12 protein-coding genes are annotated in these 13,641 nt (G+C 67.6%); 4 read left to right on the top strand and 8 right to left on the bottom strand.

The features are described 5' to 3' along the window. Window positions 1-98: 98 nt before the first annotated feature. The 5 genes from AC5P8F_RS12470 to gap form a co-directional block, all read right to left on the bottom strand. Window positions 99-752, bottom strand: coding sequence for an HAD hydrolase-like protein (locus tag AC5P8F_RS12470; RefSeq protein ID WP_495228278.1), 654 nt, complete (start codon window positions 750-752; stop codon window positions 99-101). Further along, window positions 749-1,924 carry a phosphoglycerate kinase gene (locus AC5P8F_RS12465; protein WP_014648236.1) on the bottom strand — a complete coding sequence of 392 codons (1,176 nt, stop codon included), beginning with the start codon at window positions 1,922-1,924 and terminating at the stop codon, window positions 749-751. The genes AC5P8F_RS12470 and AC5P8F_RS12465 overlap by 4 nt, the downstream gene beginning before the upstream one ends. 625 nt (window positions 1,925-2,549) lie before the next feature. Next, the gene (locus tag AC5P8F_RS12460) at window positions 2,550-3,926 is read right to left on the bottom strand and encodes a DUF3999 domain-containing protein (RefSeq protein WP_032962132.1); all 1,377 of its coding nucleotides are present in this window, start codon (window positions 3,924-3,926) and stop codon (window positions 2,550-2,552) included. Next, the gene (locus AC5P8F_RS12455) at window positions 3,923-6,601 is read right to left on the bottom strand and encodes a DUF2339 domain-containing protein (RefSeq protein ID WP_495228276.1); all 2,679 of its coding nucleotides are present in this window, start codon (window positions 6,599-6,601) and stop codon (window positions 3,923-3,925) included. The genes AC5P8F_RS12460 and AC5P8F_RS12455 overlap by 4 nt, the downstream gene beginning before the upstream one ends. Window positions 6,602-6,726: 125 nt before the next feature. Next, window positions 6,727-7,731: a type I glyceraldehyde-3-phosphate dehydrogenase gene (gene gap / locus AC5P8F_RS12450; RefSeq protein ID WP_005414333.1), complete on the bottom strand. Its 1,005-nt coding sequence runs from the start codon at window positions 7,729-7,731 to the stop codon at window positions 6,727-6,729. A gap of 192 nt (window positions 7,732-7,923) precedes the next feature. Between gap and AC5P8F_RS12445 the strand changes: the two genes are divergently transcribed. The 3 genes from AC5P8F_RS12445 to AC5P8F_RS12435 all read left to right on the top strand — a co-directional run bounded on the left by AC5P8F_RS12445 (window position 7,924) and on the right by AC5P8F_RS12435 (window position 10,742). Further along, window positions 7,924-8,553 carry an OmpW/AlkL family protein gene (locus AC5P8F_RS12445; RefSeq protein ID WP_014648239.1) on the top strand — a complete coding sequence of 210 codons (630 nt, stop codon included), beginning with the start codon at window positions 7,924-7,926 and terminating at the stop codon, window positions 8,551-8,553. 558 nt (window positions 8,554-9,111) lie between these two features. Then, a complete protein-coding gene (locus AC5P8F_RS12440) occupies window positions 9,112-9,930 on the top strand; it encodes a S1/P1 nuclease (RefSeq protein ID WP_495228275.1) in 819 nt (272 codons plus the stop codon). A gap of 11 nt (window positions 9,931-9,941) precedes the next feature. Further along, on the top strand, window positions 9,942-10,742 hold the full coding sequence (locus AC5P8F_RS12435) for an MBL fold metallo-hydrolase (RefSeq protein ID WP_014648241.1): 801 nt from the start codon (window positions 9,942-9,944) through the stop codon (window positions 10,740-10,742). 53 nt (window positions 10,743-10,795) lie between these two features. On the opposite strand, the gene AC5P8F_RS12430 is transcribed toward AC5P8F_RS12435, so the two are convergent. From AC5P8F_RS12430 to AC5P8F_RS12420, 3 genes are read right to left on the bottom strand one after another with little or no spacing between them, the layout of a single operon-like run. After that, entirely contained in the window at window positions 10,796-11,359 is a 564-nt protein-coding gene (locus tag AC5P8F_RS12430; RefSeq protein WP_014648242.1) for a hypothetical protein, read from the bottom strand. Then, window positions 11,356-12,597: a M56 family metallopeptidase gene (locus tag AC5P8F_RS12425; RefSeq protein WP_288496522.1), complete on the bottom strand. Its 1,242-nt coding sequence runs from the start codon at window positions 12,595-12,597 to the stop codon at window positions 11,356-11,358. The genes AC5P8F_RS12430 and AC5P8F_RS12425 overlap by 4 nt, the downstream gene beginning before the upstream one ends. Continuing rightward, window positions 12,590-12,955, bottom strand: a complete 366-nt coding sequence (locus AC5P8F_RS12420) for a BlaI/MecI/CopY family transcriptional regulator (RefSeq protein ID WP_014648244.1) — start codon at window positions 12,953-12,955, stop codon at window positions 12,590-12,592. Before AC5P8F_RS12420 ends, AC5P8F_RS12425 begins: the two co-directional genes overlap by 8 nt. 118 nt (window positions 12,956-13,073) lie before the next feature. On the opposite strand from AC5P8F_RS12420, the gene AC5P8F_RS12415 reads away from it, so the two are divergent. After that, complete coding sequence (locus AC5P8F_RS12415) at window positions 13,074-13,631, top strand: flavin reductase family protein (protein ID WP_049440445.1); 558 nt, start codon at window positions 13,074-13,076, stop codon at window positions 13,629-13,631. The last annotated feature ends 10 nt before the right edge of the window (window positions 13,632-13,641 follow it).

Genomic DNA, 13,641 nt, shown 5'->3' with positions numbered 1-13,641 from the left:
CCGGACATACGCTGGCGCAGGGCATTCCGTAGAGCCGAGCCCATGCCCGGCTGGCCACTCGCCGGAGCAGCCGGGCATCGGCTCGGCGCTACAGGAAGCTAGGCCAGCAGCGTTTCCAGCTGCGCCGGTTCGCGTGCCAGCTGGCCAGCGCCGGCCGCGGTGAGTTCCGCCTCACCGCCAAAGCCCCACAGCACACCCACGCTGCGCAGGCCGTGGTGACGCGCGCCTTCGATGTCCATGCGGCGGTCGCCGATCATCCAGCACTGTGCGGGCTGCACCTGCAGCCGGCGCAGAGCTTCCCCGACCAGCTCCGGCTTGTGGCTGCGCGAGCCATCCAGGGTCGAACCGATGATCTCCTCGAACAGCCCGCCAAACGCCAGGTGCGCAAGGATGCGGCGCGCATGCGGCTCGTTCTTGGCGGTGACCACCGCCAGGCGGTGGCCACGGCCATGCAGCGTGCGCAGCGTGTCTTCCACCTGCGGGTACACCGTGTGTTCGCGCCAGCCTTCGGCGTCGAAGCGCTCACGGTAGTAGCCCACCGCCTGTTCCACCCGTGCCGGTTCGACGAACAGCGGCGCGAAGGTGGTGCGCAGCGACGGACCGATCCAGCCCAGCAGCGTCTCCTGCGGCGGCACCGGATGGTCCATCTTCTGCAGCGCATAGGCGATGCAGGCGGTGATGCCCACCTGCGAATCGATCAGCGTGCCGTCGAGGTCGAAGAACAGGACATCCTTGCTACGGTCGGCACTCATGCGCCGCGCGCGTCGAGTGCGGCGACGGCCGGCAGGGTCTTGCCTTCCAGGAACTCCAGGAACGCACCACCGCCAGTGGAGATATAGCTGACCTGCCCGGCGATATCGAACTTGTCGACCGCCGCCAGGGTGTCGCCACCGCCCGCGATGGAGAATGCCGGCGAGCTGGCGATGGCGCGGGCCAGCGCTTCGGTGCCCTTGCTGAAGGCTTCGAACTCGAACACGCCGACCGGGCCGTTCCAGACCACGGTGCCGGCCTTTCCGATCAGCTGCGCGTACTGCGCAGCGGTCTGCGGGCCAATATCCAGGATCAGGTCGTCCTCGGCGACGGCGTCGACCGCCTTCACTTCGGCAACAGCGTCCGGCATGAACTGCTTGGCGGTGACCACGTCGACCGGCAGCGGGATGTCGGCGCCACGCGCCTTGGCATCGGCCACGATCTTCTTCGCGGTGTCCAGCAGGTCCGGCTCATACAGCGACTTGCCGACCTTGTAGCCGGCGGCAGCGATGAAGGTGTTGGCGATGCCACCACCAACGATCAGCTGGTCGACCTTGCCGACCAGGTTGGCCAGCAGTTCCAGCTTGGTGCTGACCTTGCTACCGGCAACGATGGCCAGCAGCGGCTTGGCCGGTGCGTCCAGCGCCTGCGCCAGCGCGTCCAGCTCGGCCATCAACAGCGGGCCACCGGCCGCGACCGGGGCGAAGCGGATGACGCCATGGGTCGAGGCCTGCGCGCGGTGTGCGGTACCAAAGGCATCCATCACGAACACGTCGCACAGGGCGGCGTACTTCTTCGACAGGGCCTCGTCGTCCTTGCCCTCGCCGACGTTCATGCGGCAGTTTTCCAGCAGCACCAGCTGGCCCGGCTGCACGTCGACGCCGTCGACCCAGTCACGCACCAGCGGAACCTCGCGGCCGAGCAGCTCGGACAGGCGCTGGGCGACCGGCGCCAGCGAGTCGGCCTCGCTCCACACGCCTTCCTTCGGGCGCCCCAGGTGCGAGGTGACCATCACTGCCGCGCCCTGCTCCAGCGCGCGCTTGAGCGTCGGCAGCGAAGCGGTGATGCGCTGTTCGGAAGTGATGCGGCCATTCTCGATCGGCACGTTCAGATCCTGGCGGATCAGCACGCGCTTGCCGGAGAGGTCGAGGTCGGTCATGCGGACGATGGACATGGGCAACTCTTTGGCTCAGGGACGGGATGCCGGGCTACGGCAGGCGGCCATTGTATCGGGTGGCGATGCCTGCGGCAGGCAGAGGCGTACGGCAACAGCGAACTGCAACAGCCAAAGCGCTGGCGCTTCTTGGTGCTGAGGGTGAGCCGGGGTGCTGTGGGGTGGCAGGGGACGCCGTAAACCCGTCCATGGGGGCTTGGTCGCCGCATCCATGCGGCTCACACCCCTGCCACCCCACACCATCCCGGCCTCGACAGGTTCATGAGGCGGAGCGGATGGCAAAGGCAGGAGCAAGAGCGGTTTCTGATGTCGGAGAAACCAATGTAGAGCCGAGCCCATGCTCGGCTGGGTCTACCGCGAGCAGCAGCCGAGCGTGGGCTCGGCTCTACAAAGAGCGCCCAGCCAAGCAGCTTTTGCTCTTCTTTTTTTCTTTCCGTGGGTGGACGCACACGGAAACTGTCAGAGGCCGGGCGGGTGGGCTGGGCAGGGGTATCCGCGCCATGGATGGCGCGGCTAAGCCTCCAGGGACGGATTCACGGCGTCCCCTGCCCAGCCCACCCGCTCGGCCCATCCCCGGGATCGCGCTTTGCAGCCACCCACGAGGGGCTGCGCCGTTCGCCGGAACCTACGCCGAAGGCGTCGGCTTCTGCCGAAGCAGGCTGAGCGCCAGGCCACCCACCACCAGCACGCCCAGACCCAGCAGCGCCCACAACAGCCACGACTTCCAGTCATGCTGCGGTTTCAGCGCCGCGTCGCCCGCCAGCGGTTCCGGGCTGCCTTCCAGTCGCGCCAGCGTCGGCTGCCACGACGGATCGTTGCGCTGCCGAAGTTCCTCGATCAACACCCCGATCGGCGCGTCCGTGCGGCGCGCGGTCGCGCTGCCCACCGCCAGTGCGTAGGGCGCCGCACCCTGGCTCAGGAACACCAGCACTTCCGGTTGGTAGCCCAGGCGCAGCGTCGGCGCAGTGGCAGATTCCGCCGGATTCGCCACCAGCTTCCAGTAGCGGTCGCGGTGCACGCCGCCCAGCGGCTGCGCCGCCGACTGCTGGCGCTGGCCCTGCGTGCCCTGTTGCACCTGGTAGGCGATCCACGGCGCGCTGCGGCGCTGCCACTCGGCACTCTCGTCATCACGACTGAACAGCGTCCATTGCACCAGGCTGTTGTCGGTGCTGGCCACATCGGCGCGCGCCACCGGGAACCGGCCATCCATCTCGAAGGTGTATTCGCCCTTGCCCTTCGACGTCGGCTCCAGCGACAGCCATTCCCACGGCAGCGTGGCCGGCGCTGGCGGCAGTTCCGCCAACACGCCGCGCAGGGTCGGCAGCCGCGAGTCGCCCTGCGCCAGGATGCGCAGGTAGCGTGCAGTGCCGTCCACCTGCAGGCGGCGCTGCAGCAGGCGCTTGCCGGCGCGCTGCAGATCCACCAGCGGCACGTCGCGACCCATCGATCGCCAGTGCTGCAGGTCATCACTGGCATCCAGCTGAACCTGCGCCTGCAGCGGCTGGCCGCTGTCGGCCCAGTCCAGCACCAGCGCCGCCAGCGGCTGCTGGTCGAGCATGCTGGCGTCGATCAGCCAGCCGCCCTGCCCGTTCGCCGTCGCCCCGCCACTCACCCGTGCTTCGACCCGGCGCACGCGCCCATCGGTATCACGCTCGGTCAGCAGCTGCAGATCGTTGCGCTGGGCATCGGCCAGCGGCGGCAGCACGAACCACGGCAGTTCACGCTGCACCGGCGGTTGCGCCAGCGGCTGGTCCGGCGCCAGCAGTGCCGACGGCAGCAGCTGGCTGGCTGCATTGAACACCTGCAGGTCGCTGAGGTCGGGGCTCACGGCACGGCGGTAGATCGCCGGCTCCAGCACGATGCGGTAGGCACCGGACTGCGCGCTGGACAATGTGAGCGGCCATTGCTCGGCATACTGCGTGCGGTAATCAGCCGCCTGCACCACGACGGCGGCCAGCATGCCGAACATCGCCGGCAGCAGCGCCCTGCTCCACTTCCTCATTGCTTTTCCTCCACGGTCGGCGCCACGCTCGGCGGAGCCGGTGCCAGATAACCCACGACCGTGCACAGCAGGCCGTAGGCGATGAACGATGCGATGCCCAGCAGGTTGCCCAGGTGCTGGCGATCGACAATAACCAGCTTGGCCAGTACCACGCCCATCAGCACGGCACCGACCATCCACAGCACACGCTGGCCACGACGCGAACCCCACACCCAGGCAATCACGCCCAGCACGCTCCACAACACGGTCAGGCTGGTCTGGGCCAGGCTGAAGCGCATCATCGACGCGTTCCACGCCAGCCCACCCCACTGGTGCACGCCATGCAGCACCAGGCTGGTCAGCGCGACGAAGGCCGCCAGTGCCAGCAGCGGCATGCGGATGTTCAGCAATGCCTGCGGGGCCTGCGAACCCTGATTGCTGTACAGCCAGCGCGCCAGCAGCAACAGGCTCAACCATTGGCCGATCTCGGCCGGATTCAGCACCGGCAGCCACAACAGCGGTGCAGCGTCGCCCGGCAGCAGCTGGCCCAACAGCCAGCCGATCGACAGCAGGCCGAACAGCACGCATTGCAGCGGGGCGCGCACGCTGTCGAAAGCCTGCCCCAGCGGCCAGCGCAGCGCATTCCAGCGCCACAGCGACAGTGCCGCCATCAGCAGCCATGGCAAGGTCACCAGCAGGGTCGTCCAGCCCTGCGCCAGATCGGCTTCGCCACCGCCCCACAGGGCCAGCAGCGAAAGCAGCGACGGCCACAGCAGCCACCACAGGAACTGCGCGATGCGGGCCACGGTATCGCCGCCCTGGCGCAGGCACAGCAGGGTCCGCACGCCCAGCACCGCGAACACCGCCCAGGCCAGCGCGCCATAACCGGCGAACGGCTGGTGGTGTGCATCGCTCTGCACCAGGGCCAGCGGGAAGCCCAGCGCGAGCATGGCCAGTGCGGTCACGCCCAGTGCACGTGCCGGCTGGCGACGCTGCACTTCGGCCACCAGCCAGGCAGTGACCGCGGCCAGCACCAGCAACGCGTCCACTTCGGTGCGGTACGGGAAGAAGCGCGTGATCTCATGGACCAGGCCGCCCAGCCACCACAGCAGGCCCCACAGGTAGTACACCAGTGCGACCTCATGACGTGGCCTGCGCTGGTAGCTCCACGCCGACGCGAAGCCGGCCAGGGCCAGCAACAGCGCGCCGATGGCGGTCGGGTTGATCAGGAAACGCAGGTCTTCGTGCCAGTGGTCGCCACCGGCAACGAAGGCGAATGCGGCGCCGATCTGCAGCAACGCGCCGGATACCTGCGGCAGCCAGCGCTTCTGGCGCAGCCCCAACCAGGCCAGGCCTGCACCTTCCAGCGCAAACACGGCACCGGTGGCACGCGCCGACAAGGCCAGCGGCACCGCCAGCGTGGCGAAGCCCACCGCAAGCACGGCATGCGACTGCGCCAGCATGGTGTACGACGCACGTGCGATCAGCGCCCGTGCCAGTACCGCGTAGATCGCGGCCAGGCCCAGCGCGCATAGTGCCAGCGTCATCGGTTGTTCGTGCAGCATGCCTGCCTGCAACGAGAATGCGACCAGCGGCGCGCCGAACACCAGGCTGCCATCGATCAGATCGCGCCGGCCGGCCGGCTGGCGGCGCGCGTACAGCAGCGGGATCAGCAGGTAGAACACGAAGAACAACAGCAGGAACGGCTCAGTGCTGCTGAACTTGTCCGGTACGTACTGCAGCACGCCCCAGAAGGTGCCGATGCCGAAAGTGAAGGCGAAGCCCAGCAGGTTCAGCGCGCGCCAAGGGCGGAACGAGGCGATGGCGAAAATGCCTGCGTTGAGCACCGCGTAATAGCTGAACAGCCCCACGTGATTGCCGCTGCCGGTGGACAGCCACAGCGGTGCCATGAAGCCGGCCAGGATCCCCAGCACGGCCAGCGTGCGCGAGTTCTGCACCACCGCCAGCACGCACAGCCCGGCCACTAGGGCAATGGAGCTGGCGAAGGCGAAGCCCGGCGGAATCAGGTCGAAGCGCTTGAAGGCCGCGAAGATGGTCAGCAGCAGCACGCCGATGGCACCGCCCTGCAAGGCCAGCGCAAACAGGCGCCGGCGCTCGCGCTGGTGCCAGCCGAAGGCCAGCAGGCCCAGCGCGCCCACGGTGATGCCGGCCAAGCGCAGCTCGATCGGCAACACCAGCCAGCCCTGGTCGCTGACGTACTTCAGCAGCGCCGCGACACCGGCCAGCAGCACCAGCATGCCGATCTTGACCGGCACGTTGCCTTCGGTGAACCAGCGCTTGACCGCACTGATGCCGCGCTCGATGACGTTGGGCAGTGCCGGCTCGGAAGGCAGCGGCGGCTGCACCGGCACCGGTGGCACCGGCGGTGGCGCAGCAGGTCGGGGAACAGGCGCCTCGGTCGGCGCTGCTTCGCGCACCGGTGGCTGCGGGGGGTGCGGCGCAGCAGCGGCGACCGGCCGCAGGAACGGTGGATCGGCACTGGCCGTGGGCGTGGCCGCAGCCCGTTCGGGCGTGGGCGCGCTGGCGGCCGGCCTGGCGGTGGCAGGCGCGGCGGCCATCGCGCTTTCCAGCGCCGCGACGCGACGGCGCAGGCCGGAGATCATCACCAGCGCCACCACCAGCAGCAGGGGGATGGCCAACAGGACCAATACGACCAGTGCGATCAGTGCTTCCATTGCGTGCTTCCATTGCGTTCCCGCGCCACAGCGGCAGCGGTCGACCGCCCCATGCTACGACAGGGTGGGCCCCTTAAACGACGAACCCCGGCCAGGCCGGGGTTCGTCTGCGATCTACGCCGGCCTTACTTGGCGGCGATGACCTTGGCCATTTCCAGGCACTTGTTCGAGTAGCCCCACTCGTTGTCGTACCAGGTCACCAGCTTGACGAAGGTGCCGTCCAGGGCGATGCCGGCATCGGCGTCGAACACCGAGGTGCAGGTTTCGCCGCGGAAATCGGTGGCCACCACCTTGTCTTCGGTGTAGCCCAGGATGCCCTTCAGCGGGCCTTCGCTCTGTGCCTTCACTTCGGCGCAGATCTCGGCGTAGGTGGCTTCCTTTTCCAGCTCGACGGTCAGGTCGACCACCGACACGTCCGAGGTCGGCACGCGGAAGCTCATGCCGGTCAGCTTCTTGTTCAGTTCCGGAATGACCACGCCGACGGCCTTGGCCGCACCGGTGGACGAGGGAATGATGTTTTCCAGGATGCCACGGCCCCCGCGCCAGTCCTTGTTGGACGGGCCATCGACGGTCTTCTGGGTGGCGGTGGCCGCATGCACGGTGGTCATCAGGCCGCGCTTGATGCCCCACTTGTCATTGATAACCTTGGCCAGCGGGGCCAGGCAGTTGGTGGTGCACGAAGCGTTGGAGATGATCGCCTGGCCGGCGTAGGTCTTGTCGTTCACGCCGTACACGAACATCGGCGTGTCGTCCTTCGACGGGGCCGACATGATGACCTTCTTGGCGCCGGCATCGATGTGCTTCTGCGCGGTTTCCTTGGTCAGGAACAGGCCGGTGGCTTCCAGCACCACATCAGCGCCGACTTCATCCCACTTCAGGTTGGCCGGGTCGCGTTCCTGGGTCAGGCGGATCTTCTTGCCGTTGACCAACAGGTCGTTGCCCTGCACCGCCACGTCGGCCTTGAAGCGGCCGTGCACGGAGTCGTACTTGAGCATGTACGCCAGGTAGTCCGGCTCCAGCAGATCGTTGATGGCCACGATTTCGATGTCGTCGCCGAAGTTCAGCACCGCCGAGCGCAGGACGTTACGCCCGATGCGACCGAAACCGTTGATACCAACCTTGATTGCCATTTCTCAAGCTCCTGCGGCCGCGACAGGTGCGGCGGGATGGATAGGGCCCACAAGTCTAGCAAACCGCCGCTGGCCACCGTGGGTCAGCCGGGACCGCCGGCCGGCCCACGGACAGGATTTGATCCGGATCAAAGCGTTAGCGCGGCGTGAGGCCGAGACTGTCGCCATCCACCCAGCAACGAGAACACCCCCATGCGCAAGACCTCCCCCCTGATCGTGGCCAGCCTGGCCGCCGCCCTGTCGCTCGCCGCCGCCCCGGCCATGGCCCAGTCCAAGGGCGACTGGACCGTCTCGGCCGGCGTGCACCAGGTGGCGCCGAAGTCGAACAACGGCTGGCTGGCCGGCGGCACCCTGAAGGTCGACGTCGACAATGACGTCAAGCCGACCATCACCGGCGAGTACTTCATCGCCGACAACCTGGGCATCGAAGTGCTGGCCGCGCTGCCGTTCAAGCACGACATCAACATCAACGGCCTGGGCCGCGTCGGCAGCACCAAGCAGCTGCCGCCGGTGGTCACCCTGCAGTACCACTTCAACAGCAAGGGCAAGGTGTCGCCGTTCGTCGGCGCCGGCCTGAACTACACCACCTTCTTCAGCGAAGACACTACGGGTGCGCTGGCCGGCAGCAAGCTGAAGCTGCAGGATTCGTGGGGCCTGGCCGCACACGCCGGCGTGGACTTCGCGATCGGCGAGAAGGGCGCCCTGCGCGTGGACATGCGCTGGATCGACATCGACAGCAAGGTGAAGTTGAACGGCGAGAAGATCGGCACGGTCAACATCGATCCGCTGGTCTACGGCGCTTCGTACGTCTTCAAGTTCTAAAGCGGTGTATTGGGCGCGGGGGCTTCGCCCCCGCTCCCCCGCTACACGCAAAGCCCTCGCAGCATGTTGCCCCGGTAATTGCCGGGGCTTTTTTGTGCCTGGGACTGAAGCGGTTCCGGAGCTGGGGCAAGGCAGGGAGCGGAGCCGGGACACGCCGTAAACCCATCCCTGGGGGCTCGATGGCGCCATCCATGGCGCCAACGGTCCCGGCTCCGCTCCCCGCCTTGCCCCTTCCCATCACCGCGTGCGTACCAGCTCAAGCAAAGGCAAGAGCAGAACCCGTGCATCCGAGGCGCAGTGATTGCCTGTAATTGCAGGAGGCCGATTTTGATCCTGCATTTGTTTTTGATGTTGCATTTGACGTTTGCATCCGCCTCCGCGGCCATGTTTGGAGGGGAGCGCAGAGGGAGGGGCGGTGGGACCGTTGGCGCCATGGATGGCGCCATCGAGCCCCCAAGGACGGATTTACGGCGTGTCCCGCCGCCCCTCCCTCTACGCTTCCACTTCGGAACAGGAACGCGCCGCTCTTCAATCCACCTACCCCGCTAGAATGGGCGCATGAAAGCCCTGCACTCCCTGTTCCTCGCCGCCGCCCTGGCGCCGGCCCTGCTGTCCGTCTCCGCCCCTGCCCATGCCTGGGGCGCGCAAGGCCACCGCCTTGTCGCCGAAGTCGCCGACGCCCGCCTCACCCCCGCCGCCCGCGCCGAAGTGGACCGCCTGCTGGCCACCGAACCGGACGCCACCCTGGCCAGCATCGCGCCCTGGGCCGACCAGCTGCGCGCCAAGGACCCGGGCCTGGGCCGTAGCTCGGCCGGCTGGCACTACGTCAACATCGCCGAAGACGACTGCCACTACGAAGCACCGAAGCACTGCAGGAACGGCAACTGCATCGTCGAAGCCCTCAAGGCGCAGAGCGCCATTCTGGGCGACCGCAGCCTGACTGACGGCGAGCGCCTGCAGGCGCTGAAGTTCGTCGTGCACCTGGTCGGCGACATCCACCAGCCGATGCACGCCGGCTACGCCCACGACAAGGGCGGCAATGATTTCCAGCTGCAGTTCGGCAACCGCGGTACCAACCTGCACTCGCTGTGGGACAGCGGCATGCTCAACACCCGCAAGCTGGACGATGCCGGCTACCTGCCGGTGCTGCAGAGCCAGCGCGCACCGAAGCTGGCGCGCCAGTCCAACCCGCAGCGCGACCCGCAGGCCTGGGCCGAGGCCAGCTGCCGCATCTCCATGCAAGCTGGCGTTTATCCGGCCTCGCGTAAAATCGGTGACGAGTACACCGAGCGCTACCGGCCGCTGGCCGAAGCGCAGCTGCGGCTGGCCGGTGAAAACCTGGCGCAGTCGCTGAACCGCTTGCTCGGCACGCGCTGAGGGGAGCTCCGATGCCGGTCCAGGTGCAGTCGTTCTTCCACCGTGACAGCAACACCTTCAGCTACCTGGTCAGCGACCCGGCCAGCGGCGAGGCGGCGCTGATCGATCCGGTCCTGGACTATGACCCGGACACCGACGCCAGCAGCGAATCACCGCTGCGCGCGGCATTGCAGGCCATCGAACAACAGGGCCTGCAGCTGCGCTGGCTGCTGGAGACGCATGCCCACGCCGACCATGTGTCGGCCGGGCGCCGGCTCAAGCAGCGCTTTCCGCAGGCCACGCTGGCCATCGGTGAAGGCATCCGCGCGGTGCAGGCGACGTTTGCGCCACGCTATGGCCTGCAGCTTCCGGGCGCCGATGAAATCTTCGACCACCTGTTCAGTGACGGCGAGACCTTCACTTTGGGCGAACTGCGCTGCCAGGTGATCGCCGTGCCCGGCCACACCAGCGACAGCATCGCCTACCTGATCGACGATGCGCTGTTCACTGGCGACTCGCTGTTCATGCCCGACGGCGGCACTGCCCGCTGCGACTTCCCCGGCGGTGATGCCGCACAGCTGTACCGCTCGATCCAGCGCCTGCTGGCCCTGCCGGATGCCACCCGCGTGTTCGTCTGCCACGACTACGGCCCGGGCGGCCGCGACTTCGCCAACGAAACCACCATCGGTGAACAGCGCGCGCACAACATCCACGTGCACGACGGCGTGGCCGAGGCGGAGTTCGTCAGCGTGCGCCAGGCCCGCGATGCGACGTTGGAAGAACCGAAGCTGATGCAGCCTGCGGTAAAGGCCAATATCCAGGGCGGGGCCTGACGTACGCCGGGCAGAGCCCGGCGCCATCGGTTTCCATCACGGACCGCGAGCGTTCATTTTCCCTGCATCCGCACCACGTGCTGGCCCTTCACGATCTCGAACGTGAAGGCGTACTGCAGGGTGACCGCTACCGGCTCGACGCGCTCGGCGCCCCGGCAGTCACCGCGGTCGGCAGGCACCTTGCCCGCCGCGAAGTGGCAGACCGCTGCGGACGAGTACTTCCACATCGCCACGGCTTCCTGGGCAGCCTGCAGCAGGGGCGCATTCTCGCCCGCAGCACCTGCCGCGCACTCCGGACGATCGGTCAATGGCAGGCTTCGCTCCACGGCGCCATTGGCATCAACCACCACCTGCAGGCAGATCGTGGTCGGCGCCAGTTCCGCGCGCGGGTCACGATCGCCAACCTCCGGGTCCGGTGCCGCGTACAGCTGCGGCATCCGGTAGCCTTCGGTCGCACCCAGCGAATACACCTGCGACTGTCCACCGCCGCTGCCCGCCTGCGGCTGCAGGCGCTGGTGGCCGACATTTTCGCTGCGGGTATCCACCGTGGTCAGGCGGTCCTGGCTCGCACACCCCACCAGAAGCGCTGCCGCCATGATCAGCGCAGCGGACTTCATTGGGTGTCCTCGGTGTTGTCCATGGCGAACGTGATCGGAATCTTCACCGCCGCTGCAACCGGCTTACCGTTCTTCATCGCCGGCCGATAGGTCCAGCTGCGTGCCGCAGCGATCGACACCGCATCGAACACGCCCGGATTGGTGGCACTGAGCACGCGGACATCGCTGGGACGCCCCTGCGCATCCACCTCCACGCGCAGGTTCACCACGCCTACCTGGCGCTGCTCGAACGCGGATTTTGGATAGGACGGCGGTGGCATCCTGTCGATCTGGATCGGACGGTCCAGCCCAGCCTTGGCCGCACCCTCTTCCGCGGTTGCGTACGGCTCGACACCGATCCCCGGGCTCCCGGCCGCGCCGCCCTGGCTGGCCCATGCCACCGCCCCCATGCCCACACACAACCCGACCACCAGCACCTGCCCGGACACCCACGGCAATGCCTTCCGCTTGGACTGCTTCAACATGGCGATACGCTCCTTCAACACGGGTTGGCTGCGCCAATGGCAGACCGCGGGCGCAACCGGGTGGACCAGCTGCGCCTTCAGCAGCGTGCTGGCGTAGAGGCCGCGCAGCGCCGGCTGCGGGGCCATGGTGCGGGCATCGCAGGCCAGTTCCTGGTCGCGCAGGAAGCGGCCCGCAGCCCACGGCAGAAGCGGGTGGAACCAGAACACCGCGCGCACCAGCAGCAGCGCACCGTTGGCCCAGTGATCGCCATGACGGTGATGGCTGCGCTCGTGCTGCAGGATCAAGCTCTGTTCCTGTGCGGTGAACTGCAGGTCGAAGTCGGGACCAACCACGATGCGTGGGCGCCACAGGCCAACCAGCGCGGGCAAGCCGGGATCGCCGCTGGCCTGCCAGCTGCCATCGGTGCGCGGCGTCAGTGGGCCCATGCTCCGTTCGAAACGATGTTGTGCGCGCAGGTCGCGCAACAGGCGGATGCCCGCGCCCAATGCCCACAGCGCGAACAACAGCCCGGCCCATGGCAGCGAGGGCCCGCTCAGGGCATCGAGGGCACCGGGCATCACTTTCAGCGGCAGCGTGGGTACCTGCTGCAACACCGCAACCTGTGGCAATGGCAGCGTCAGGGCCACCAGCAGCAGCGGCAGCAGCCACCAGCTGCGGTAGGCCAGCCCAGCGCCCCCCAACCGCACCAGCAGCGGTCGCAGCACCGCCAGCAGGACCACACCCACGGCCAGCCACAAGCTGGCCCGCCACAGTCCGTCGAGCAGCTCAGTCATGGTCCAGCTCCTGGATCAGCTTCTTCAGTTCGGCGATGTCCTGCGCGCTCAGCTGGCCGCGTTCGCTGAAGTGCGCGACCAGCGGCGCCACGCGCCCTTCGAAGACACGGCCGATGAAGTCCTGGCTCTGCGCCTCCACCCACGCCTGTCGCTGCAGCAGCGGCCGGTACAGGTAACGCCGTCCATCGCGCTCGGCAGTGATCGCGCCCTTGGTCAGCAGGCGGTTGAGCAGGGTCTTGATGGTCGGCTCGGCCCAGTCGCGATGGGCCAGCGCGGCCACCACGTCATCGGCACTACGCGGTGCCTGCTGCCACAGCACCTCCATCACGACGGCTTCGGCTTCGCTGATCGGGGTCATGGTTTACATCCGTAATCGAAAGATTGATTACGCGCGTAATCGAACTGCCTGTCAAGCCCCTCGACTCCGGGTTCATCCCGGCTGCGCCAGCATCGGTTCCTCCCGCCCCTGGCCCCGGATGAAAGCACTGCCGAAGAAGGATTTCCCGGTCGAGCAGGCCCGCCGCTTCCTCGAACCCGGCCCGGTCGTGCTGGTCAGCACGGCATGGCGCGGCCAGCGCAACCTGATGACGATGGGCTGGCACATGGTCATGGGCTTCTCGCCTTCGCTGGTCGCCACCTACCTCTGGGACGCAAACCACAGCCACGCGTTGGCGCGCGGCAGCGGCGAGTGCGTGATCAACGTGCCCGGGGTGGAGCTGCTTGATACCGTTGTGGACATCGGCAACTGCAGCGGCCGCGAGGTCGACAAGTTCGCCCGTTTCGGGCTCGACGCACTGCCCGCGCGCGAGGTCGGCGCGCCACTGGTCGGCCAATGCCATTCGTGCTTCGAATGCCGCCTGTACGACGACAGCCAGGTGGCGGCGAGCAATCTGTTCATCTGGGAAATCGTGCACGCCCATGTTGCGCCCCGGCCGAAACTGCCGCGCACGGTGCATTACCGCGGCGATGGGCAGTTCATGGTGGCCGGCGCGGAAGTCTCGCGTCGACGGCGGTTCAAGCCCGACATGCTGTAATGCCCGCACT

It is taken from the genome of Stenotrophomonas sp. YJH_SMC_69 (genome assembly GCF_059370495.1).
The sequence above is the reverse complement of the archived record's forward strand: the minus strand, read 5'-3'. Positions and strand labels throughout refer to the sequence as shown.

Coding starts and splice junctions, on each gene's coding strand:
- AC5P8F_RS12440 (WP_495228275.1), top strand. CDS start 9,112: ATGAAAGCCCTGCACTCCCTGTTCCTCGCCGCCGCCCTGGCGCCGGCC.
- AC5P8F_RS12465 (WP_014648236.1), bottom strand. CDS start 1,924: ATGTCCATCGTCCGCATGACCGACCTCGACCTCTCCGGCAAGCGCGTG.
- AC5P8F_RS12425 (WP_288496522.1), bottom strand. CDS start 12,597: ATGACTGAGCTGCTCGACGGACTGTGGCGGGCCAGCTTGTGGCTGGCC.
- AC5P8F_RS12455 (WP_495228276.1), bottom strand. CDS start 6,601: ATGGAAGCACTGATCGCACTGGTCGTATTGGTCCTGTTGGCCATCCCC.
- AC5P8F_RS12430 (WP_014648242.1), bottom strand. CDS start 11,359: ATGAAGTCCGCTGCGCTGATCATGGCGGCAGCGCTTCTGGTGGGGTGT.
- gap (WP_005414333.1), bottom strand. CDS start 7,731: ATGGCAATCAAGGTTGGTATCAACGGTTTCGGTCGCATCGGGCGTAAC.
- AC5P8F_RS12415 (WP_049440445.1), top strand. CDS start 13,074: ATGAAAGCACTGCCGAAGAAGGATTTCCCGGTCGAGCAGGCCCGCCGC.
- AC5P8F_RS12435 (WP_014648241.1), top strand. CDS start 9,942: ATGCCGGTCCAGGTGCAGTCGTTCTTCCACCGTGACAGCAACACCTTC.
- AC5P8F_RS12420 (WP_014648244.1), bottom strand. CDS start 12,955: ATGACCCCGATCAGCGAAGCCGAAGCCGTCGTGATGGAGGTGCTGTGG.
- AC5P8F_RS12460 (WP_032962132.1), bottom strand. CDS start 3,926: ATGAGGAAGTGGAGCAGGGCGCTGCTGCCGGCGATGTTCGGCATGCTG.
- AC5P8F_RS12470 (WP_495228278.1), bottom strand. CDS start 752: ATGAGTGCCGACCGTAGCAAGGATGTCCTGTTCTTCGACCTCGACGGC.
- AC5P8F_RS12445 (WP_014648239.1), top strand. CDS start 7,924: ATGCGCAAGACCTCCCCCCTGATCGTGGCCAGCCTGGCCGCCGCCCTG.